General features: G+C 57.7%; 11 protein-coding genes and 1 pseudogene. 11 read left to right on the top strand and 1 reads right to left on the bottom strand.

What is annotated here, in order from left to right:
* The first annotated feature begins 771 nt into the window (after positions 1–771).
* The 4 genes from ACZ5DH_RS02005 (at position 772) to ACZ5DH_RS01990 (ending at position 12,250) form a co-directional block, all read left to right on the top strand.
* Entirely contained in the window at positions 772–8,436 is a 7,665-nt protein-coding gene (locus tag ACZ5DH_RS02005) for a beta strand repeat-containing protein (protein WP_464255494.1), read from the top strand.
* A gap of 1,575 nt (positions 8,437–10,011) precedes the next feature.
* A complete protein-coding gene (locus ACZ5DH_RS02000) occupies positions 10,012–11,202 on the top strand; it encodes a phosphoadenosine phosphosulfate reductase (protein ID WP_464255493.1) in 1,191 nt (396 codons plus the stop codon).
* A gap of 9 nt (positions 11,203–11,211) precedes the next feature.
* Positions 11,212–11,643, top strand: coding sequence for a GNAT family N-acetyltransferase (locus tag ACZ5DH_RS01995; RefSeq protein ID WP_464255492.1), 432 nt, complete (start codon positions 11,212–11,214; stop codon positions 11,641–11,643).
* Positions 11,633–12,250, top strand: a complete 618-nt coding sequence (locus tag ACZ5DH_RS01990; protein ID WP_464255491.1) for an IbrB-like domain-containing protein — start codon at positions 11,633–11,635, stop codon at positions 12,248–12,250. Before ACZ5DH_RS01995 ends, ACZ5DH_RS01990 begins: the two co-directional genes overlap by 11 nt.
* A 236-nt stretch (positions 12,251–12,486) precedes the next feature.
* On the opposite strand, the pseudogene ACZ5DH_RS01985 reads toward ACZ5DH_RS01990, so the two are convergent.
* Positions 12,487–12,672 (bottom strand): annotated as a pseudogene (locus tag ACZ5DH_RS01985) (dissimilatory-type sulfite reductase subunit alpha); the annotation flags it as partial.
* A 968-nt stretch (positions 12,673–13,640) separates the two neighbouring features.
* Here ACZ5DH_RS01985 and ACZ5DH_RS01980 point away from each other — a divergent pair.
* The 7 genes from ACZ5DH_RS01980 (at position 13,641) to ACZ5DH_RS01950 (ending at position 23,431) form a co-directional block, all read left to right on the top strand.
* Complete coding sequence (locus tag ACZ5DH_RS01980) at positions 13,641–15,422, top strand: sigma-54 interaction domain-containing protein (protein ID WP_464255490.1); 1,782 nt, start codon at positions 13,641–13,643, stop codon at positions 15,420–15,422.
* 207 nt (positions 15,423–15,629) lie between these two features.
* Complete coding sequence (dpaL, locus tag ACZ5DH_RS01975; protein ID WP_464255489.1) at positions 15,630–16,847, top strand: diaminopropionate ammonia-lyase; 1,218 nt, start codon at positions 15,630–15,632, stop codon at positions 16,845–16,847.
* Positions 16,848–17,055: 208 nt separating this feature from the next.
* Positions 17,056–18,267, top strand: coding sequence for a YgeY family selenium metabolism-linked hydrolase (locus tag ACZ5DH_RS01970; protein WP_464255488.1), 1,212 nt, complete (start codon positions 17,056–17,058; stop codon positions 18,265–18,267).
* 4 nt (positions 18,268–18,271) lie between these two features.
* The gene (locus tag ACZ5DH_RS01965) at positions 18,272–19,234 is read left to right on the top strand and encodes a carbamate kinase (RefSeq protein WP_464255487.1); all 963 of its coding nucleotides are present in this window, start codon (positions 18,272–18,274) and stop codon (positions 19,232–19,234) included.
* A 142-nt stretch (positions 19,235–19,376) separates the two neighbouring features.
* Positions 19,377–20,573: a knotted carbamoyltransferase YgeW gene (ygeW, locus tag ACZ5DH_RS01960; protein WP_464255486.1), complete on the top strand. Its 1,197-nt coding sequence runs from the start codon at positions 19,377–19,379 to the stop codon at positions 20,571–20,573.
* A gap of 99 nt (positions 20,574–20,672) precedes the next feature.
* Positions 20,673–22,067, top strand: a complete 1,395-nt coding sequence (gene hydA, locus ACZ5DH_RS01955) for a dihydropyrimidinase (RefSeq protein ID WP_464255485.1) — start codon at positions 20,673–20,675, stop codon at positions 22,065–22,067.
* 89 nt (positions 22,068–22,156) lie between these two features.
* Positions 22,157–23,431 (top strand): amidohydrolase family protein, encoded by a 1,275-nt coding sequence (locus tag ACZ5DH_RS01950; protein WP_464255484.1) that lies wholly within the window; start codon positions 22,157–22,159, stop codon positions 23,429–23,431.
* Positions 23,432–23,680: the final 249 nt, after the last annotated feature.

The raw sequence follows: 23,680 nt of genomic DNA, 5'->3' as shown, positions 1-23,680 counted from the left end.
GCCCAATAAACCGTCCGCTTTGTTCGGAGAGTCAAGCAAGACCGCGGCCTCTTGTAATCGCTTGCCTGGCTTTCGATCAGGCGGAGCGCCATCGATTCGCCGGATTGCATACAGCAAGGGGGAAAAAGGACGAATACATTCGGGCTGTTCAGGGAAAAAAGAAAAATCAGCGCCTCGCATACCTTATCTGATACAACCAACCGACTTTTATCATGGCAATTAATTTGTCATGAATCTGCATAAAAGACAAAATGTTATCGAGAACTATCCAGACATTTCGCCCCCAACCCGCGGCATTGGCACAGTCAAAATTGTAGTAGTGACATTAACCCCGCAAATCAAGGGCACACTCATTCGCCTTCGGCACCGCCATTTCTCATTTATCATACTACAAATAAAATTAATCAATAAAAAATAATATATTATATTGAACATGCGTCTTAGATATGCCGCTATTTACGCAATGGTTTTATGCGCCCCACTTTCGCTGAAATTGCAGATTGTACAACAAATATTTTTATTGCCCATAAACACTAAAGATTAACATACACAATAATAAACAACATAAAATAAATTTATATCAATGCATTAAATTAAACCATGCTTTACTGTTTTTCGATAAATCGAACACACACAACTAAAAATGTATAACATTGTGGTTATTACAATAAAAACGCCTTGATTTTGAAATATTACAATATATATTTTACTAAATACAAATAAAATTACTTCTTGGCCGTAGGTCCAAGGCGGCAATTAAGCGGAGGGACTATGCCCAAAATCAAGACATCTCACAGCACTACCATTACTGTAAATACGCCCAAGCTTGAAAAGCAGATGGATATCAAAGTAAACCCGGGAAACAACGTACGGTTTGGCTTTGACACAAGCTCGGCCATCTTCGGGCGTGAGGGCAATTCTTTAGTTATTACCTCGCAAGACGGTGGCGTAGTGCGGTTGGTTGACTATTTTGTCGTCGGCGAAGACGCCGCGGGAAGCGCCAACAACCTTGAAGCGCTGCCAAATTTCGAACTCGCCGACGGCACGGTGATTTCCGGCCCGGACTTTTTACTGGCCTTGTCGGATAATCTGGACATCACGCCTGCTGCCGGACCAGAAGCCAGCCCCAAAAATAACGGCATCGGCCAGTACCAGGACGACCCAGGAGTTCTTCTCGGTGGCGTAGACCGTCTTGGCGCTATCGACTATGCTTCGGGAGAACGCGAAGTGTACGGACAGGAAATGCCATCGCACACTGCTGCTCTGCAGGGTAGTTTGCCAGGCAACGATTTTTCCGGCACGGCTGCTGCTCCACCATCTGCTGCTACTCCACCATCTGCCTTCCCCGCGGGTCCCTTTGTCCGCGCCGTGCTGTATTCCCCTGGCTCCACGGGCGATGCCGTCACCACCAGCGTGTTTTTCGGCGGCAATGGCACGGCTCCTGCCGCCATTGCGTCAGGGGACATCGACTTTGACGGCACAAATGCGGCAGCGCCCTATGCGGTGAGCGTCAGCCTGCCCGCCGGATGGTCAAGCTCCTGGGTAGACGTAAGCTTTAACAGCCTTTCCGGCCGTCTGGAGTTTCGCCTCACCGCGGACGGCGTTGCTGAAATGCAGCGGCTCGGCCTTACGGGCGAAAGCCTGGTGGACTTCATTCATATTACGGTTACGGACCGCGCTTCGGGCGACAGCTTTGAATACAATGTGGAGCTTGTGGCCACAGACAATCAGAACTTTGATTCCGCGGCGCACGACAGCCGCTATGGCGGCCAGCATCTGGACAATATAGGCGAGTTCCATCAGGGCCAGAACAACGGCGGGGCCTACTCCGTCGTCTCGTCCTCGCAAAATGACGAAATCATCATAAACGACACTGTCATCGGCGGCAGCTCCATACATGCCAGCGGCTCGGCCGATCCGGCCCATATGGCCGATGACTACAATACCATCAACCTTGCTGCCGGGGTTGACAACACCACACTGGGCTCCACCACGCGCATCACTTCCGCGGACGGCAGGCTTGACGTGTCGGGCGGCGTGCACGCAAGCGGCGCCGGGGTCGGAAACGGCAACGTCGAAAACATCATCGACATGGGCAAGGGGACGGTCCATATCCAGAATACCGATCCCTATGCCACGGGCGTAGGAGCTTGGCTCGGCGGCAAGAATACCATCAGCGGCGGCGAAGTGGACATCCATGCGGACAACCACGGCATTTTCGCATATGGCAGCGGCGTCAACACTGTTTCAGTGACAGACGGCGACCTGAACGTGACTGCCGCCCAAGGGGACGGAATCGGCGCCATTCACGGCAGCACCAACATCATTACGGTTGAAAATGGTTCCGTATATATAGATGCGGAAATTGGAATGGCATCCGCTTACAAGGATGTAGTTCAGGGTGTTTTTACTGGCCCAGACAGTAAAAACAGCATCGTGACCAAGGGCGGCTCTGTTACCATAAACGCCGGCTACACAGGAATTTCGGCAGACGTGGACTCCTCCAACGCTGTTTCCACAAACGGCGGCGATATCACCATTTCCAGCACCGGCGCTTATGCCGGAGCTGTCCACGCCTCAGCCGGAAGCAACACCATTGACGCCGGCGCGGACGGCAATGTGACCATAACCAACACAAGCAGCAGCACAGGCTCACAGGAGACAGGCACAGGAGTGGCCGCCGATAATTCCGGCAGTAACAAGATTATTTCCGGAAGCGGCAACGTGACCATCAGCGGGTCCATCACCGGTCCCGGCTCTCTCTCCCAAACCAGTCCCATTATGGGGCACGGCATGGCTGCCAGCAGTGACGGCAGCAACAAAGTCGAAACAACTGACGGCAATGTGACGGTCAGCGGCTCCTATACCGGCGCAAACAATCCCTCCGGCGCCACCAGATGGGGCGCGGGTTACGGCATGTATGCCACCACTGACGGCAGTAACGACATCATTACAACAAGCGGTGATGTAAAGGTGACCGGCTCCCGTGACGGCCTGGGGGCGGGTCGTGGCTCCGGTATGGTGGCCGTGGGCGGCAGCAACAGCATTACGACCAAGGACGGCAATGTTGCAACCTCTGGCACCGGCAGCAACGCCGGTACAGGCTATGGCATGTCCGCCACTTCTTCCGGCAGCAACAGCATTGTCACCGAAAGCGGCAGCGTGAGCGCCTCTGGCAATATAGGCATGCTGGCCTCCGGTTCTCTCAGCGGCAACAGCGTCACCACAAAGGGCGGCAATGTAGACGTTGCCGGTTCCGGCATTGCCAATGCTTACGGCAGCGGCATGGATGCTGGCTCTTCCGGCAGTAATACCATCACCACTGAAAGCGGAAACGTCACCGTTACCAGCAACGGAGCCGCTGGCAGCAGCGGCATGAGTGTGAGCTCGTCCGCCAGCAACGAGATCAAAACCGCGAACGGTGCTGTGACGGTTACCGCCAAAAGCGACACAGGCGCTTCCAGTACAGGAATGAGCGCCGGCAATTACGGCAGCAACAGCATCACCACTGACAGCGGCAAGGTGGCCGTTACCGGCGAAAGTCGGGACGGCTCCGGCACAGGAATGAGCTCCAGCAATTACGGCAGCAACAGCATCACCACCACCACAAAGACCGGCGATGTGACTGTGACTGGCAGCGGGGAAAACGGCGACGGTTACGGTATGTTTGCCAAAAATAAAGGCAGCAACACCATCGAAACGGTGGGCGGCAACGTGACCGTGACCGGCAACGGCAACGGCACTGGCAGCTACAGCGACGGTTATGGCATGCATGCCGAATCAGCCGGTAGCAGCAACAAGATCGAAACGGTGGGCGGTAACGTGACCGTTACCGGCAACGGCAACGGCACTGGCAGCCACAGCGACGGTTACGGTATGTTTGCCAAAAATAAAGGCAGCAACACCATCGAAACGGTGGGCGGCAACGTGACCGTTACCGGCAACGGCAACGGCAACGGCAGCTACAGCGACGGTTACGGCATGTTTGCCGAATATGCCGGCAGCAACAACGAAATCAAAACCGCGGACGGTAACGTGACCGTTACCGGCAACGGCAACGGCACTGGCAGCTACAGCGACGGTTACGGCATGTCTGCCAAAAGGGACGGCAGCAACACCATCGAAACGGTGACCGGCAACGTGACCGTTACCGGCAACGGCAACGGCACTGGCAGCTACAGCGACGGTTACGGCATGTTTGCCGAATATGCCGGCAGCAACAACGAAATCAAAACCGCGGCCGGTAACGTGACCGTTACCGGCAACGGCAACGGCACTGGCAGCTACAGCCACGGTTACGGCATGTCTGCCAAAAGGGACGGCAGCAACACCATCGAAACGGTGACCGGCAACGTGACCGTTACCGGCAACGGCAACGGCAACGGCACCTACCGCGACGGTTACGGCATGTTTGCCGAATATGCCGGCAGCAACAACGAAATCAAAACCGCGGCCGGTAACGTGACCGTTACCGGCAACGGCAACGGCACTGGCAGCTACAGCCACGGTTACGGCATGTCTGCCAAAAGGGACGGCAGCAACACCATCGAAACGGTGACCGGCAACGTGACCGTTACCGGCAACGGCAACGGCAACGGCACCTACCGCGACGGTTACGGCATGTCTGCCAAAAGGGACGGCAGCAACACCATCGAAACGGTGACCGGCAACGTGACCGTTACCGGCAACGGCAACGGCAACGGCACCTACCGCGACGGTTACGGCATGTCTGCCGAATATGCCGGCAGCAACAACGAAATCAAAACCGCGGCCGGTAACGTGACCGTTACCGGCAACGGCAACGGCAACGGCAGCTACAGCGACGGTTACGGCATGTCTGCCGAAAGGGACGGCAGCAACACCATCGAAACGGTGACCGGCAACGTGACCGTTACCGGCAACGGCAACGGCACCGGCAGCTACAGCGACGGTTACGGCATGTTTGCCGAATATACCGGCAGCAACAACGAAATCAAAACCGCAGTTGGTAACGTGACCGTTACCGGCAACAGCAACGGCAACGGCAACTACAGCCACGGTTACGGCATGTCTGCCAAAAGCGACGGCAGCAACACCATCGAAACGGTGACCGGCAACGTGACCGTTACCGGCAACGGCAACGGCAGCTACAGCCACGGTTACGGCATGTTTGCCGAATATGCCGGCAGCAACAACGAAATCAAAACCGCGGACGGCAACGTGACCGTGTCGGGCACAGGCACAACCTCTGGCTCCGGCATGTTTGCCCAGGGTACAAACAGCAGCAACAGCATCACCACCGACAGCGGCGATGTGACAGTGACCGGCAACGGTGCCTCCAGCAGCTACGGCATGTACGCCAAAGATTCCGGCAGCAACAGCATCAAGACAGAAAGCGGCAATGTGACCGTGACCAGCACTGGCGTCGGCAACCTGGACGCTGCCGTCTACGCCTTTGGTACGGGAAGCAAGAACACGGTTGCCGGTGGTTCTGCCGGCGAGGTTGAAATCACAGGCGCCATGTATGGGCTTCATGCCTCAAGTGGCGGCGAGAACAAAGTCACGGGCAGTGATATCGCCATTACCAGCGACAACGGCACTAATGTTAGCTCCAATAATGTTGCCGCCTTTGCTACCGGCTGGTACGGCAAAAACACAATCGGCGATAATTCTACCGATACGGTTGCCATCAAGGGCACGGCTTACGGCCTGCGGGCCGAAAGCAACGCAAAAAATATCGTCACGGGTAAAGATGTCACTGTTGAAGGGGGCAGTATAGGGATGCAGGCCTTTACCGCTGGTACAAACACTATCAATAGTGACAATGCCACGATTAAAGGCGGAATGTATGCCCAAGGAGATGTTCTCAGCAAAAATGAAATAAAGGCAAATGGAACTGTTGAGATCGATGGGAACAATGCTGTGTGGACCAAAGGGCAGGGCCAGAATGAGGTCACTGGCAATGATATTAAGATTGACGGAAAAGCGAAGGGTCTCTTTGCCGATGGCTCTGGAGTAAACAGCATTACAGCAAAAAATGGAGGCGACGTAAGCATTAACGCGCGCGACGGGCTTGCCGCCGACGGCTCCGGGCGGAACACCATTACCGCCCAGGGCGGCAGCATCGAGGTCAAAGGCAACAAATCCGGCACAGGAGCCTCGGCCAGCAACGGCGGAAGCAATACCATTACGGCCACGGGCAGCGGCACGGTGGACATTATCGACAACAGCGCGGGGCTTGTGGCCGCATCGGGCGGCAGCAACACCATCAGCGCCGCGGACGGCAAGATCTCCGTTGACGCAACCAATACCGGCCTCAAGGCCGAGGGAGCCGGCAGCGGCAACACCATCACCGGCAAAGACATCAACATTACGGCGCAAACCAGCAGCAGCAACGGCCTGCTTGCCGAAGCGGGCGGCAAGAACAGCGTCACCGGCACGGGCGGAAACGTCGCGCTGTTCGGCGGCAAGGTTCTTCGGGCCACAGGAACCGGCAGCGAAAATACGCTGTCCGTAGATGCCGGCAGCATTGAATTCAATTCCTGGAGCGCCAAGGTAAACTGGTCTCCCACGAATTCGCTGCTGTACTATGACGACTGCGCCGCTCATGCCACTGACGGCGGCAGCAACGCCATCCTCGGCACAGGCGGCACAAACATCAGCTTTACCGGGCAGGGCTTCGGTCTTAGAGCCGACAGCGGCGGCGGCAACTATGTCAAAACGGACGGCGATGTCGCCTTTTCCGGCATCACGACAGCCCTGTCGGCAATCGGGATACAAAATACCATAGCAAGCACCAATACCCTGATTGCGGATAATATCGTCATCGATTCCAAGGTGTACGCCGACCGGACGGTTGCTGCCGTCAATGCTCTGGCGGGCGGCCAAAACACGCTTACGGCCGCGCCGGGCGGCGCCATCACAATTGCCACTTCCGCCGCAACCGACAGTAAGCGGGACCCGTATTCAACCGACATAAACGATACGGCTTCCGTCAGGGCTGACGGCGCAGGCAGCCACAACGTCCTGACCGCGGATAAAATATCCCTTGACAACCAATGCGGCAAAGGGCTTTTTGTCACAAACGGCGGTGTGAACACGCTTGAGTCCACCTCCGGATCGCCCCTGACCGTGACCATCACGGCATCGGCCGATAGTGCTGAAAAAGCCATTGCCATGTGGGCTGACGGCGGCGGTTCCGTAAACTACATCACCGGCCATTCCCAGGCAGGAGACACGGACAGCATCACCCTGACCGCCAACAACGGCCAGGGCATCGCCATGCAGGCCACGAACGGCGGCAAAAACATCATTACCACCGGTGCTGGCGATGATCACGTGATCATAAACGGAAAAATCCTTGACGATGGTAACAATGGTAACAGCGGCAATGAAATCAATCTGGGCGGCGGCGGCAACAGCCTTACCATCAACGGCGCGGTGCAGGCCGGCAGCCTGAACGTCATTGCAGCGGGCGGAACCTATACCCTGATACTTCAGGAGTCCGACACTGAAAGCTTTGCCGTCCGTTACGGGGCATGGCTCAACGGCATAGGGGCCAGCGGCCTTATCACAAGCGGGCTTTCAGGCATCAGCTTTGAAGGATGGGACGACAGCGCCCTGTCTGCGGCATATCTGGCTGACTTTATGTCAACCTTCGGGGGCTTTCTGAACACCCTCTACGGTGCCGGAGTTCCCATTGAGCCGCAGGAGCTTTTCGATTACCTGACGAACCCCAGCCCCACTCCCACCACTGCGGCACTGCTTGCGGAAACCGGCGCGGATATCCCTGTGCCGGACAGCCACCATGCCTCCCATGATGGAACGGACAGCGGCATGGCCGACGACATGCAAAACTCGCAGGCCCTCACCCACCATACGGTCTCTCACGACAATTTGGAGGCCATTTTCGACACGCAGCCGGACAGTCTCTGGAATGCGCAGCCGGACCTTGAGCCTGACGCCATACCGCAGACGCATGTTGCCGAAAATGACGGGGGAGAAGACGCAACGCCTCTATTCTTCACTTCCCTGAGCAGCCATTTTGCCTCTGTGGCGGACACGGCCTTTGAAGAAGGGGATAATACCCTGCATAACGGCTACCTGAGCAGTGAGGGGGACGATGGAGGTGATTACGCCGAGATTCATGCCCCCATCACGCTGACCTACGGCGATGAAAGCATCGACAGCCTGTTTGCGGCCACCGACCAGCAGGATGTGGAAAAAGACGGGGCCGATCTTTGGTACGGAGGATTCGACCCGGATCTGCACGACATGGGCCTGACCGACATGAATGAAGGGCTTGGACAAGGCCGCCCCGCCGAGCCTGCCGTCAATTACTCTGCCCTTCCTGAAGGAGATGCCGCTATAGTGGACGAAGGCAACTGCATACCCAGTGTGCTGAACTCCTGCCAGGAGACCACAGACAACGCCGTGCGGGAAATGGTAAACTGCTAGAGCATGTTAACTTTGAAAAAGTGTAAATGCTCTAACGCTGCACGAAAGTGCAACGCGCCACAACGAGGCGTGGATTCAGCCGAGAATCGCACTTTTCGGCTGAATGAAAACTTTGAAATGTGAAGCAGTTCAAAGTTAATCTGGACTAGGTTCAGAACCCGTTACCTGTTAAAAAACCCTGTAAGAGAGTACTTGTAGCCACACGAGGCAGCTACGAGTACTCTCTTTTATTTTTCAGGCAGGCCAGGCCTGCTTTCCGCTGTTACACGGGATTTCACGGATAAACGACACGTGGAACAGCCCCAATCCGACCGGAGGCCTCGATCAAAAGAGGTAGTGCCGAAGGCATGCCCATACGTAATCCCAATACGAGGTCGTTTCGGTTTGATCTGGCAGGCAGCCCTTGAAAGAAAGAGGGATTTTCAGCTAGTTGACTCAAAAGAAGAAATTCCAGGATATTATATTAATAAAACTTTTGATAACTATTTGACCTGTCATGGAGTAGAAGACATAAAAACTCATGTGATGCTGCAAGAATATTTTTTGAAATTTTTATGAGAATGGAACAATTACTGGAACATTGCCTCATAAACAAAAAAATTGTATTCTACAAACAAAAATTTCATAACTGTTACAGAATAAACAGGTTATGAAATTCAGCCACACAGTGATCCATAGTTCACAGGAAGGATCATTTGCTTCTGCTTTTTTGCAACGGCTGTTTATCGGTGTGCCGGCAGGTCAGATTAAGAGCGGTAAAACGGTTAGAGCATTGAAAATGCTCTAACGCTGCACGAAAGTGCGGCGCGCCACAACGTGGCGTGGATTCAGCCGCAAATCGCATTTTTCGGCTGAATGAGAACTTTTATAATGCTCCTGGGCAGCATGGCACAGACAAAGGGCGCTTACGCTATCAGGCGTTGCCGTCAGCACGGTTTTTGGCGCGAGAATACCGAAGAAACGCTGACGACGGAGCCGGCCATGATGCTTCAACCGGTACTCCAAGCGAAACGGGGGCTGCGTTTGCCAGGAGCCGATACCATTATCCTGTTGAAAGCAGACGGTTGACGTAAAACAGTGGCAGCAGGAGTGCGGGCGGCTCCACAAAAACATGTGTGGCGATGCGATTTTACGAGAGTTCTTCGCCTGTTTCTGCAGCGGGCGGCTGAGCTTTTCAGAGCCGCCTTGCGCGGGATGCGCCCGGAATGGCAGAGAAAAATTTATTCTGCTCTTGCACAATTTGTCGCTGGATAGTGGCGTCTGCGTGGCGGAGAATATCAGAGAAAGCATCGCCGGAATAAGATTTGCCGGCTGAAAGCCGCCTTAGGGCAACAGCGGGCTTTGGCGTAAGCCAATCGCGCATGGCGGAAGAAAAGGAAGCAAAGTAAATCCCAATGTAACGAGTCAGTCACACAAGCGGATCATTGCCTTTATGGCGCAAAAGCCAATGGAAGAAATTGCGTCGTTTCCGGCGTTGCACGGTAATTGCCGCTGCCACTATGTTTTCAACCGGGAATAGAGGCAGGCGCGGTCCGGGCATCCGTCTTGTTATGGCAGAACCCTCTATTTTATTTTATGGGAAAGCAATACCTCGATATTGATGTCTTCACAGCTGCCGTTCAAAGGATCGAAGCAATATTTGACTCCTTTGAACGGGTGTATGTCTCGTTTTCCGGGGGCAAAGACTCCGGCTGTCTCGTCCAGCTGGCTTTGGAAGTGGCGCGGAAGAAAAAAAGACTCCCTCTTGATGTCCTGCATATAGACCTGGAGGCCTGGTACACCCATACCGCCGATTTCGTCGCCAGGATCATGATGAACCCGGAGGTCAGGCCGCACTGGATATGCCTCCCCCTGCATTTGCGCAATTCCGTAAGCCAGGCACAACCGCACTGGTTGTGCTGGGAGCCGGAGGCCCGTCATGCCTGGATCCGCGAAATGCCCTCATATGCGGGGGTCATCAATGACGAAAAATTTTTTCCCTGGTTCCGCCGGGGGATGGAGTTTGAAGAGTTCGTTCCTCTGTTCGGGCGACAGTTTTCCCACGGAAAATCTTGCGCCTGCCTTGTGGGCATCCGGAGCGATGAAAGCCTGAACCGCTTCCGCACCATCAAGTCCTGGACCAAACAGCGCTGGAACAAGCAGGGGTGGACCACCGTTTCCGGTTCGGGACTCGTCAACGCCTATCCCATTTACGACTGGAAAGCGGAAGACATCTGGACGGCACACGGGCGCATGCGCTGGGACTACAACCGCATTTACGACCTCATGCACATGGCGGGGCTCAGTCTTCCGCAAATGCGGCTTTGCCAGCCTTTTGGCGACGATCAGCGAAAAAGCCTCTGGCTCTTCAAAATTCTGGAGCCGGAGACATGGGCGCGGCTCGTCGGCAGAGTGCAGGGCGCGAACTTCGGGAACCGTCATGTCGCAAAGTCCGGCAATGTGCTGGGCAATTACCACATCACGCTCCCTTGCGGGCATACGTGGCAAAGCTATTGCGATTTTCTGCTTTCCACCATGCCCGAGAGCACAGCCGAGCACTACCGGGGCAAGATCCGGATATTTATACGCTGGTGGCGGAAGCGCGGATTCCCGGTCATTCCCGAGGAGGCGGAACCGCGTCTGGAAACGGCGCGAAAAGCGCCGAGCTGGCGGCGGATATGCAAGGTTCTTTTAAAAAACGATTATTGGTGCAAAGGGCTTTCCTTCAGCCAGACGAAAAGTGAAATGGAAAAGCAGTTATCGTGGGCACTGCGTTTTCTGAACTAGCGGAAAACTATGCACATCGAAAAATTCGTCCACAGCAGCAACCGTAAACAAAACCGCGATCTCTTCAGCCTCATAGGAGAGTTCTGCGCGTGCGACGCCACGAGAAACGCCCTGGGCGGCACGATTTCCAGCCGCCCCGGACAGGTATGGTACGTGGCGGTCAAGGAGCAGACCGTATACGCCTTCGGTTCAATACGCGTGCGCGGCACAAAGGGACTGCTGCGCCATCTTTACAGTCCGGTCGATGACGATGTGCTCCGGGAGACGGTGCTGCACCATTGTGTTGAGCATGCGAGGCGCAATCACGTTCGTTCGGTGTGGCTCACGGACTACCTGACCCTGGAGGGCCGGTATGCCCCGTTGGGCTTTGTGCCGTATGGAAATCCGCGAGGGCGTTTCATCCAATATGTCCTGTACCTGGAGGCGCTATATGGAAATTGAAAAGACGCTCGACTCTCTGGAAGCCGCATTGCAGTCAGATATGCGCGGGTTTCCGCGGCGCGTGGAGATATATAATCGTCTCGTGAAAATGGCCGCCCGGTATCTGAACCTGCCCCATCCGGCCGCTCGGCCGCAACTGGTGCGCGTGGAGAAAGTCAGGGGAAACGACTATAATCCCAATAAGGTTGCGCCGCCTGAAATGCGCTTGCTCCGCTTGTCCATGGGCAAAGACGGACAAACCATGCCGGTGGTCGTTGCCGGGGACGGCACAGGGGCATTCCAGGTTGTGGACGGATTCCACCGGAGGAGCGTCGCCCAAAATGCTCCCGAGGTCCGCGAGGCTCTCGCCGGACATATTTTTATTGTTGAACTGAACAAACCTCTTGAGGACAGGATAACATCCACGGTCCGGCATAACCTGGCCAGGGGAACGCACAAGGTGGAACTGACGGCAAAGCTGGTAACAGCGCTGAAAAGCTATAACTGGAGCGACGAACGCATCGGCAGGGAACTTGGCATGGACCCCGACGAGGTGTTGCGTCTGAAACAGGTTACGGGCCTGGCCGAGGCCTTTAAGGACAGGGAATTTTCCAGGGCATGGGAATAAGGCCATTTCACGCAAGGCGCGTAAGGTTTACGCGCCCAACTTTTGCCACAGGCTTAACAGTTGAAAACATGCGGCCGCCACGAAATTCGTGGCGGCCGCTGTTGCCTGAACGATACTTCAAAGGACGGCCCTGACCATTTGAATCTGGCGTTGAGCAGGCGCTGTCGCCGCTTTCGGCCACGTGCATGAGCACGCCGGGCTCAAGGATTTCATGATACAGCCACTTGCCGAAGTTGTTCCGAATAACCGTAGGAAAGCTCAAGCACGCCAAGCAGGCCTTCAGGCGCATCCACGGGAATCTGGTATTCAATATTGTTGGCGTTGGCCGCGCGTTGCGCGGCTTCCTGCTTGATGTCGGACACAAAGCTCGGCCAGGGGCCGCTTTCCAGTTGGTCCAACTGCGGCTTTGCAAATTTTGCCATTATCACACCTCAAAAGTTCAATGTTATTGACGAGCAAGCAAGGCAGACAAGCGGCGCGCAAAAGCAGGTACGGCAAAATACCTCCACGCCAGATGATCGTCATCCGCCTGCCCCAGCCCCCAAATAGCTCCCCCTGAAAACCAGCGGAAGAGGCAACAACCCCCTGATATTCAAAAACTACGTCTATTTTATTTTTTTATTTTAAAACAGCATGTTAAATAATAAATTTAAAAATATCGCCGCAATCGGCAACGCTATATTGTTTTATCAAACGATATTTCGCTGTTAACAATGTACTCTCATCATCCCGCATCGTGGCGGACCTTGTGGCCAATGCCGGCAAAGGATATGCCGCCCCGACCATACAGGCGGCAGCCCGTTCTGGCATGCCCGCGCGCTTGTTTGGCGAGAAACCGGCATGTTGCAAAAAGCGGATGGTGCTGACCGGCAGACAGACGGACGGAACATCCGGGATGCCTGTCAGCGGCAACGCTGGAGGGCGAAAAGTCGCGCAAGCCCTGAGGCATTACCCGTACGCGACGTGTGCAGTCAAAACAGGCAGCGAAAACAGTGGGAAAGGTCGCGCAAGCCCTGAGCCGCCGCATGTTCCTCCAGGCGCTCCAGGCAGCCAGAACAATGGAAGCTCGCTCTTTGTTCAAAGGACTGCACAACGCATGCCCGCTCCTTATCCCATGGCGGCAGGCGTCCGTGATTCCTTCGTGGGCCGGGCAAGGTATGGCATTGGTTGTAACCAGGGCGGCTTCAGGGTAAAGTGCGCCACATAGTCGACCGCGAGCATTTTTCCGCTGGCCCCAACCCTCAACAAGACGGGGCGGCAAAGCGCTGTTGTATGGCAAAGCACGCATGAGTATCGGTTCATATCTTCGAGACATGCCGCCGCGCGGCGGCGAAACCTCGCGCCCGGCCCTTTTACCGTCCGGTGCGCTGGCTTCCGGGAGGTCCTGAGCATGCTTTCGGATCTTCAGCCTTCAGTGCAGTCCTACGCGGACGTTATTTCCAGGGTGACTGGCATTGACGTGGAAATCGTGGACAGCAACATGGTCCGTGTCGCCGGCACGGGCATCTATGCCGACAGCGTAGGCCAGAATCTCGCCAGGGCCGGGGAAGTCTACAAGGAGGTCATGCGCAGCCGGAAGACCATTCAGGTGGACACGCCCCGGCATCACGCCATTTGCGGGCGTTGCCCGGACCGGGAAAAATGCCGCGAGCACTTTTCGCTGTCCACGCCCATTGCGGACGAAACCAGGCTCTTCGGCGTCATCGGGCTGGTCTGTTTCAATGACGAAGACCGCGCGCGGATACTGGCCTCACTGGACAGCTATTCGGCCTTCATTTCCTTTCTGGCCGACGGCCTGGCGCTGAAAATAGGCGAAAGAGGCCGCCTGATCCAGGCCACGCGCATGCTTGACCTTATGCTTCAGGCTGCGGACATTCCCGGCCTCGGCATTGTGCTGTTCAACATCGACGGCAGCCTGCTCTACGCCAACAGCCCGGCGCGCGATCTGCTCGGCGAGGATGCCGGGCGAAGCATGAGCGTGAGCGGCATCCAGCGTTGCGACGGCGGCGTATACGGCTACGAGGAATATGAGGTGAAAACCCCGGACGGAAGGGTGCATAACCTGCCTGGCCGGATGATGGATCTGGACTGCGGGGGCGACGGCAAGTCGATGATGTTTGTTTTTGAACTGCCTACCCGTCTTGCGCGTCTGGCCGGAAACATCAACTCCCACAGCGACGAGGCCGGATTCGACAACCTCATCGGCAGTTCCCCGGCCCTGGAGGCCCTCAAGAGCAAGGCCATACAGGTGGCCGATTCCGGCTCCACCGTGCTCATCACCGGCGAATCCGGCACGGGCAAGGAGCTGCTGGCCCGCGCCATCCACAATGCCGGGCCCAGAAAAAACGCGCCCTTTATTGCCATCAACTGCGGCGGCATACCCGACACCCTGCTGGAAAGCGAGTTGTTCGGCTATGTGAGCGGCGCATTTACGGGCGCTTCCAGCAAGGGGCGCATGGGCAAATTCGAACTGGCCGAGGGCGGCGTCATCTTTCTGGACGAAATATCGGCCATGCCTCTTTACGTGCAGGTAAAGCTGCTGCGCGTGCTTCAGGAAAGGGTGGTCATCCGCCTTGGCTCCAACCGTCTTATCCCGGTCAATGTGCGCGTCATCGCGGCCAGCAATGAAGACCTGCGCGAGTGCATCAAACGCAGCGCCTTTCGTGAAGACCTGTACTACCGGCTCAACGTCATCCCGCTGGACATGCCCCCCCTGCGCCAGCGCACAGGCGACGTGCCCATTCTGGCCAATTTCTTTCTGGACAAATACTGCGCGCTCTTCCACAAACGCCGCCCACGGCTGCGCGCCTCCATGCTGCGCCTGCTGGAAAAATATACATGGCCGGGCAACGTGCGCGAACTGGAGCACGTGCTGGAATACGCCGTAAACATGATGCCCGCCGACGGCGCCATAGGCATTGACTGCCTGCCTGCCAAGCTTCTGGAGGATGTGCGGCGGCTGGAGACTGAAAACGCTCCGCAGGCTCCCCCCTTGCCGGTTCAGGCCGCCAGCGCGGGACAGATAGTGCCCCTGGCGCAACTGGAAGAACGCGCCATCCGCGCTGCCCTTGAAACGTTCGGTAGAAGCACCGAAGGCAAAAAGAACGCCGCTCGGGCTCTGGGGCTCAGTCTGGCCACGTTTTACCGAAAAATCCGATTTTTCTCAATTTAAGAAAATCCCCTCCCAGCGTTTCTCAAAGTGATAATTTTCTCATTTTGACAAGAAAAAATACCTCCCCTGGCGCTTTGACAAAAGCTTCATCTTGCCAACATCGTTGATATTTTTTTCACATTCCACCTTTGGCCCCATTTTTGCCCCTATATGCTCACAACGGCAGCCACGGCAGCCTGTCAGCAACCTGTTACCTGTGGGGGCATTATGTCTGTCAGGATTCACCTGAACCCATCACCCAAAACTCCCGGCAAGGGGGCTGATCTTTCGGCATTGTCACCTTCCGTCGCCGAAACGGTTCGCTCCTTTCACGCCACCTTCAAAGAATATTCGCCCACGCCGCTGCACAGCCTCACGGGGCTGTCAAAGGAACTCGGGCTCAAGCACGTCATGGTCAAGGACGAATCGCGGCGCTTCGGGCTGAACGCATTCAAGGTCCTCGGCGGCTCATACGCCATGGCCCGTTATCTGGCCTCCAGGGTCGGCCTGCCCATTGAGGGCATTTCGCGTGACATGCTGACCTCGCCCGACGTACGGGCCAAGGCCGGCGACATCACCTTCATCACCACCACCGACGGCAACCATGGCCGCGGTCTGGCCTGGACGGCCCGCGAACTGGGCTACAAGTGCATCGTCTTCATGCCCAAGGGCTCGGAAGACATCCGCAAGAACAATATCCTGGCCGAAGGCGCCCAATGCACCGTTACGGACCTGAACTATGACGAAGCCGTGCGCATGAGCTGGAATCTGGCGCAGGAAAAGGGCTACGTCATGGTGCAGGACACAGCCTGGGACGGATATGAAGAGATCCCCACCTGGATCATGCAGGGCTACATGACCCTGGCCGCCGAGGCTCTGGAGCAGATGAAGGCCCTGGGCACCCTGCCCACGCACTGCTTCCTTCAGGCTGGCGTGGGGTCCTTTGCGGGAGCCGTGGTGGGATGCCTGACGGCGGCGCTTGGCGAAAAGGCGCCCAAATTCATCACGGTCGAGCCGCATCAGGCCAACTGCATCTACAAATCCGCCTTCATCGGAGACGGCAACCCCCACAACGTCACCGGCGACCTGCAAACCCTCATGGCGGGCCTGGCCTGCGGCGAGCCCAACACCACAAGCTGGGGCCTTTTGCGCGACTACTGCTCCGCCCACATCTCCTGCCCCGACTATATAGCCGCCAACGGCATGCGCGTGCTCGCGGCCCCGGTGAAGGGCGACAATCCTGTGGTTTCCGGCGAGTCAGGAGCGGTGACCACCGGCATTGTCCAGTGGCTCATGCAGCACCCGGCGGCAACGGCCCAGCGCGCGGCCCTGGGTCTTGGACCGGACTCTTCGGTTCTGCTCATCAGCACCGAAGGTGATACCGCCCCCGAAGTATACAGAAACGTCGTATGGTTTGGAGCCTATCCCGACCTCGATCTTCCCTAGATGAGCCGCCATGAGGCCTTTGGCCTTGCGGCGGCCCAAACGCTCTTTTTTTAGGCCGGAAGCCGAAAAAGCGCGCCCTCAAGGACCCGTTTTTTCGCCAGGCGCGGAACGCCCGTGGCAACTTCCTCCGGCTTGTTTGCGACAGTTTTTATACGCCCGATCCTCAACCGGCACAAAGCCAACAGAGTTCACCCAAGGAGAAAAATCAATGGATTTCGCCAAGGTCAACGAGTTAAGCAAAAAATATGAGCCTCGCATGACGCGTTTTCTGCGCGACATGATCGCCATTCCTTCGGAAAGCTGCCAGGAAGAAGGCGTCATCAAGCGCATCAAGAAAGAAATGGAAGATGTGGGCTTCGACCGCGTTGAAATTGACAAGATGGGCAACGTCATCGGCTATATGGGCAACGGCCCGCGTCTCATCGCTTTTGACGCCCATATTGACACCGTGGGCGTGGGTGAGCGCGCCAACTGGACCTTTGATCCCTACCAGGGCTACGAGGACGACGAAACCATCGGCGGACGCGGCGCTTCTGACCAGGAAGGCGGCATGGCCTCAATGGTTTACGGAGCTCTGATCATGAAGGAACTGGGGCTCATCCCCAAGGATTTCACCGTGGCCATGGTGGGAACCGTACAGGAAGAAGACTGCGACGGTCTGTGCTGGCAGTATCTCATCAAGGAACACGGCCTCAAGCCCGAGTTCGTGGTCAGCACCGAACCCACTGACGGCGGCATCTACCGGGGCCAGCGCGGGCGTATGGAAATCCGCGTGGACGTGCGCGGCGTTTCCTGCCACGGCTCCGCTCCCGAACGCGGCGACAACGCCATCTTCCGCATGGGGCACATCCTGACCGAACTTGAGGAACTGCACAAGAAACTCAAGGACGATCCCTTCCTCGGCAAGGGCTCGCTCACGGTCTCCCAGATATTCTATTCCTCTCCCTCGCGTTGCGCCGTGGCCGATGGCTGCTCCATTTCCATCGACCGCCGCCTGACCACGGGCGAAGACAAGGAACTTGCCATCGGCCAGATCCGCGACCTGCCTTCCGTGCGCGCCGCCGGCGACCGTGTGAAGGTGTCCATGTACACCTACGAGGAACCCTCCTGGACCGGCCTCGTGTACCCCACCGACTGCTATTTCCCCACCTGGGTGCTGCCCAAGGAAGACGTGGTCTGCAAGTCCGCCGAAGACGCCTACCGCAAACTCTTCAGCAAGGAAGGCCGCACCGATAAGTGGACTTTCTCCACCAACGGCGTGTCCATAATGGGCATGTTCGGCATTCCCGTGGTCGGCTTCGGCCCCGGCAAGGAAAAGGAAGCCCACGCGCCCGACGAAAAGACCTGGAAGGAAGACCTCGTGCGCTGCGCCGCCCTGTACGCAGCACTGCCCGCCACCTACGCGGAAAACAAGGGGTAGAGCCATGACCGCCACACAAAGAGACCTGGTGGTTATAGCCATCGGCGGCAACTCGCTTATCAGCGCCCGCGACAAGAAGAGCGTCGCCGACCAGTATGACGCCATCTGCGCCACTGTCGCCCACATTGCCGACGTTATCGAATCCGGCCGCAGGGTGGTCATCACCCACGGCAACGGCCCGCAGGTGGGCTTTATCCTGCTGCGGTCGGAAATAGCCCGCAAGAACAGCGACTTGCACTCCGTACCCCTGGTCTCGTGTGTGGCGGACACCCAGGGCGCCATCGGCTGGCAGATCCAGCAGGCCCTGAGCAACGAACTGCGCGCGCGCAACGACGCCGGGCAGGTGGTCAGCCTGGTCACCCAGGTGCGCGTCAAAGCCGATGACCCCGGCTTCGCGGATCCCGACAAGTTCGTAGGTGAATTCTACGAAGAAAAAGACCTGCCCGTCCTGCGTGAACAAAACCCGCAATGGGTTCTCAAAGAAGATCCCGGGCGGGGCTGGCGGCGTGTGGTTCCGAGCCCGGCCCCTGTCGAAATCGTTGAGCTGGACGCCATCCGCGCCCTGCTGGACGGCGGCTTTCACCTCGTCACCGTGGGCGGTGGCGGCATCCCGGTTGTGGCCGATGCGCAGGGGCATCTGCACGGCGTGGACGCGGTGATCGACAAGGACCTCGCCTCCCGGCTGCTCGCCAACGCACTGGGAGCCGGAACCCTGATTATATCCACCGGCGTGGAGAAGGTTTGCGTCAATTTCGGCAAGCCCGACCAGAAGGCTCTTGGCGAAATCAGCGCCGCCGAAATGCAGGCCTATTATGACCAGGGGCAGTTCCCGGCGGGGAGCATGGGCCCCAAGGTCAAGGCAGCCCTGGACTTTCTGGCCGCGGGCGGTGAACGGGTCATCATTACCAGCCCCGAGCATCTGAAAGCCGCCATCAACGGCCAGGGCGGCACGCACATTACACGGTAAGGCCCTGCCGCCGTGGAGGGTTACGGCCTTTCCCGGCGGCAGGGCACGAAGACAGGCCTGCGGCGTGATGCGAAAAAAGACCGGCCGCAGCAATGCAACAACATACCTGCACATTATACATAGCAGTACTCAGGAGAATACCATGGACCGCACCGGCATCCGCGAAATGATCAAATGCCTTTCCAGGCTCAACCACAAAAACATGTACATGAATGATTTTCTGGAAACCTGGCACAAGAGCGACGATGAAATCGCCGCCACCTTCGCTGTGGCCGATATTCTCAGAGGTCTGCGCACCAACGGCATTTCGCCGCGCATCTTTGATTCCGGCCTCGGCATTTCGCTGTTCCGCGACAATTCCACCCGCACCCGTTTTTCCTTTGCCTCGGCCTGCAACCTCCTCGGCCTCACCGTGCAGGATCTGGACGAAGGCAAGTCGCAGATCGCCCATGGCGAAACCGTGCGCGAAACAGCCAATATGGTGTCCTTCATGGCCGAAACCGTGGGCATCCGTGACGACATGTTCATCGGCAAGGGCAACGCCTACATGCGCGAAGTGTCCGCCGCCCTGCGCGAAGGTCATGCCGAAGGCGTGCTTGAGCAGCGCCCCACCATCGTGGACCTGCAGTGCGACATCGACCACCCCACCCAGTGCATGGCCGACATGCTGCACGTCATCAACCACTTTGGCGGCGTAGAGAAGCTCAAGGGCAAAAAAGTGGCCATGACCTGGGCCTATTCCCCCTCCTATGGCAAACCTCTTTCGGTTCCCCAGGGCGTCATCGGTCTCATGACCCGCTTCGGCATGGACGTGACCCTGGCCCACCCCAAGGGCTACGAAGTCATGCCCGAGGTGGAGGCCATCGCCGCCGAAAACGCCAAAGCTTCAGGTTGCGCGTACAAGCGCACCAATTCTATGGAAGAAGCCTTTGAAAACGCCGACATCGTTTACCCCAAGAGCTGGGCGCCGTTTGCGGCTATGGAAAAGCGCTCGGCCCTTTACGAACAGGGCGATCAGGAAGGCATCAAAAAGCTTGAAAAACAGCTTCTGGCCCAGAACAGCGAGCACAAAAGCTGGGAATGCACCGAAAAACTCATGGCCACCACCAGCAAGGGCAAGGCTCTCTACCTGCACTGCTTGCCCGCCGACATCACCGGCGTTTCCTGCAAGGAAGGCGAAGTGGAAGCCAGCGTGTTCGACCGCTACCGCGCCCCCCTGTATCAGGAAGCCAGCTACAAGCCGTATGTCATTGCCGCAATGATTCTTCTGGCGCGCAAGGCTGATCCGGCCGACACGCTCATGCGCCTGTTGGAAGAAGGCAAACCCAGGATCAAATAACGAGGTTTGCCGGAATGCTCCGGGGGGCACCCCTCCCCCCGGAGCCACGCCGGATAAAAAGCGCATGCAAATGAAGCAACGTCAACCCAACGGGTTCATATGAAAGAAACGGCGCTCAAAACCCTTATCCGCAACGGAACCGTGGTCACCCCGCAGGGCGTGCAGCAAAGCGACCTGCTGCTGGACAACGGCCGCATCACCGCTGTGGGGCGCGGTCTGGCTGCGGATGGCGCCGCCATTATGGACGCTTCGGGCAAGATACTTCTGCCGGGCGGCATAGACGTTCATACCCATGTGACCCTCAACCCGGACACCGCGGCCGGGGATGTCTATTACACGGGCACGCACGCAGCCCTCATGGGCGGAACCACAAGCATTGTCGAGCACCTGGGTTTCACCCCCGCCGGGCGCTCCCCCACGCGGCAACTGGCCCTGTATGCGGAACTGGCCGCCGGGCAGGCGGCCGCGGACTACGGCTTTCACGGTCTGGTACAGAGCGGCGACGCCGACAGCGTCAAAAACCTCGAAACATTCGCGACTCAGGGCGTCACAACGGTCAAGGCCTACATGACCTACGACCGGCACCTCGACGACGCGGGCCTTTCGGCCATGCTGCGGCATTGCCGCGACCTTGGGCTGTTGACCGCAGTGCACGCCGAGGACCACCAATGTGTGCAGAACGGCATCGCCGCCTGCAAGGCCGAAAAACACGGCGGACCCATCTGGCACGCCAGAAGCCGCCCACCGGAATGCGAGGCCCGCGCAGTGGCGCGGCTGTTGCGCCTGGCCGCCGCAGCCGGAAACGCCCCCGTCTATATCGTACACCTCTCCACTGCCGCCGCTCTGGCGGAAATCCGCAAGGCCCGCGAAGGCGGCCAGAAAAATATTTTCGTCGAAACCTGCACCCAGTACCTCATTCTTGCTGAAGACCGATACGAAGACCCTGTCATGGGCCTGCGCTACATCATGTCCCCTCCCCTGCGCCGCCGCGAAGATGTGGAAGCCCTCTGGCAAGGCCTGGCCAAGGGCGACATACAGACCGTCGCCACGGATCACTGCGCCTTTTCCCTTGCGGACAAAAACAGGGGCCTCGGCGATTTCACCCGCTGCCCTGGCGGCGCTCCGGGCATCGAGGAGCGCTTTGCGCTGATTTTCAGCCAAGGCGTGGCCAAAGGGCGCATAAGCCTCGAGCGCTTTGCGGAAGTTATGGCGGGCAATCCGGCCAGACTCATGGGCCTTTACCCGCGCAAGGGCGCTCTGGCTCCCGGTTCCGACGCCGATATCGTCATCCTTGACCCGCACGCCCGACGCACCGTGCATGCCCACGACCTGCACGGCTCCTGGGACTACTCACTCTACGAAAACATGGACGTTCTGTGCGGCATTGACACAGTTTTTCTGCGTGGTTGCCGCGTTGTTGATAACGGACGGTTCACCGGCGCACGGGGGCAGGGAAGCTTTCTGCGCAGAGACCGGTTTATGGAGGCGCGTTAGTCCGGCGTATTTCGTTCACCACAGGCCAGCCAGCCTGAAGCGCCTCTGTCTGGAAAACCGGGGGCCATGCAGCCAAAAGGAGTCCACCAATGTTGTACTTGCGCAATGCGGTCATGATTGACGCGGAAACCCTTGCCCTGACCAATGGGCATTTTGCCGTTGAGGAAGGCCCCGCTGGCGCGGTTAAGGCCGTGGCCGAAATTCCCGAGGCCGTGAACCTCCACGCCGGAAACCGCGTGCTTGACTGCAAGGGCCGCTTCGTCACCAGGGCCCTGGCCTGCGGGCACCATCACATATATTCCTGTCTGTCACGCGGCATGCCCCCCGCGCCGCGTCAGCCCAAAAGCTTCACCGACATTCTCGAACAGATATGGTGGCGGCTCGACAAGTGCCTGGACAGGGACATGACCGAAGCCTCGGCACTGGCCACGGCCCTGTATCTGGCCAAGAACGGCGTGGCTTTCTGCATCGACCATCATGCCGCGCCCCACGCCGTTGAGGGCAGCCTGACAACCATTGCCAGGGCCCTGGACCGCGTGGGCATAGGGCACCTGCTCTGCCACGAAACTTCCGACCGCGACGGGGCGGACATCGCCCGCCAGAGTCTTGAAGAGCATGAACGCTATTTCGCCTCCGGCGGCAAGGGGCATGTGGGGCTGCACGCGTCTTTCACGGTTTGCGACGACACGCTGAACGCCGCCGTGGCCCTGGCACGCAAGTATGGCACGGGCATCCACATCCACGTGGCCGAAGCCGCCTCCGATCAGGAACACTGCCTGACAACCTACGGCAGGACGGTGGTACGCCGCCTCAAGGATGCCGGGGTCCTGGACCTGCCCAAGACCATTCTGGGCCACTGCGTCCACATCAGCGAAGAGGACAGGGCCATCCTTGCGCAGTCCCCCTGCTGGATCGTGCAAAACACCGAATCCAACCAGAACAATAACGTGGGTCTTGCCGCCTACGGCTACAGCGAGCGCGTCATGCTCGGCACCGACGGCATGCATTCCGACATGATCCGCTCGGCGCAGTCTTCGTATTTCGCGGGCATCAGCGTCGAAGGCATCACCCCCGCAGCGGCCTACGAGCGGCTGCGCAACGTGCACCGGCACACGGCCTTGCACGGCCCCTGCGGCGACGCGCAAAACAACCTTGTCATCCTTGATTACGACAGCCCTACGCCCCTGCATGAACATAACGTGCTGGGGCATATTTTTTATGGGCTCACCGCGGGACATGTGGACACGGTCATCAGCCAGGGACGGGTGATTGTGGAGAACCGGCGTCTCACCCGCTGCAATGAAGAGGAAATTCTGGCTTTCGCCCGACAGCAGGCGAAAAGGCTCTGGAACAGGCTCAGCTAGAGCAGGTTACGAATGAAATGAGTGAACCGCTCTGCAAGGATTTTCCTGAAAATCCTTGCCACGAAATGCGAGCAGACAGGCTTTTGCCTGCCGTAAGCGAGCGTTTCAAGTGTTGAATGCTCCAATGCAAATTAACTTTAAGAATATCTATTCTCAAAGTTTAAGACACGCTCGCTTCGGCGCTTAACAGCGCAAATAAATTGCGCTTACGCCTTCGCGGCGGGCGACTGCTCACGCAGTCGCCAGAGC

The organism is Desulfovibrio simplex (assembly GCF_055387835.1).
Note: the sequence above shows the minus strand (reverse complement) of the source record. Positions and strands in the feature narration are given on the sequence as shown.

Coding starts and splice junctions, on each gene's coding strand:
- ACZ5DH_RS01990 (WP_464255491.1), top strand. CDS start 11,633: ATGGAAATTGAAAAGACGCTCGACTCTCTGGAAGCCGCATTGCAGTCA.
- ACZ5DH_RS01980 (WP_464255490.1), top strand. CDS start 13,641: ATGCTTTCGGATCTTCAGCCTTCAGTGCAGTCCTACGCGGACGTTATT.
- hydA (WP_464255485.1), top strand. CDS start 20,673: ATGAAAGAAACGGCGCTCAAAACCCTTATCCGCAACGGAACCGTGGTC.
- ACZ5DH_RS01950 (WP_464255484.1), top strand. CDS start 22,157: ATGTTGTACTTGCGCAATGCGGTCATGATTGACGCGGAAACCCTTGCC.
- ACZ5DH_RS01970 (WP_464255488.1), top strand. CDS start 17,056: ATGGATTTCGCCAAGGTCAACGAGTTAAGCAAAAAATATGAGCCTCGC.
- ygeW (WP_464255486.1), top strand. CDS start 19,377: ATGGACCGCACCGGCATCCGCGAAATGATCAAATGCCTTTCCAGGCTC.
- ACZ5DH_RS02000 (WP_464255493.1), top strand. CDS start 10,012: ATGGGAAAGCAATACCTCGATATTGATGTCTTCACAGCTGCCGTTCAA.
- ACZ5DH_RS01965 (WP_464255487.1), top strand. CDS start 18,272: ATGACCGCCACACAAAGAGACCTGGTGGTTATAGCCATCGGCGGCAAC.
- ACZ5DH_RS01995 (WP_464255492.1), top strand. CDS start 11,212: ATGCACATCGAAAAATTCGTCCACAGCAGCAACCGTAAACAAAACCGC.
- ACZ5DH_RS02005 (WP_464255494.1), top strand. CDS start 772: ATGCCCAAAATCAAGACATCTCACAGCACTACCATTACTGTAAATACG.
- dpaL (WP_464255489.1), top strand. CDS start 15,630: ATGTCTGTCAGGATTCACCTGAACCCATCACCCAAAACTCCCGGCAAG.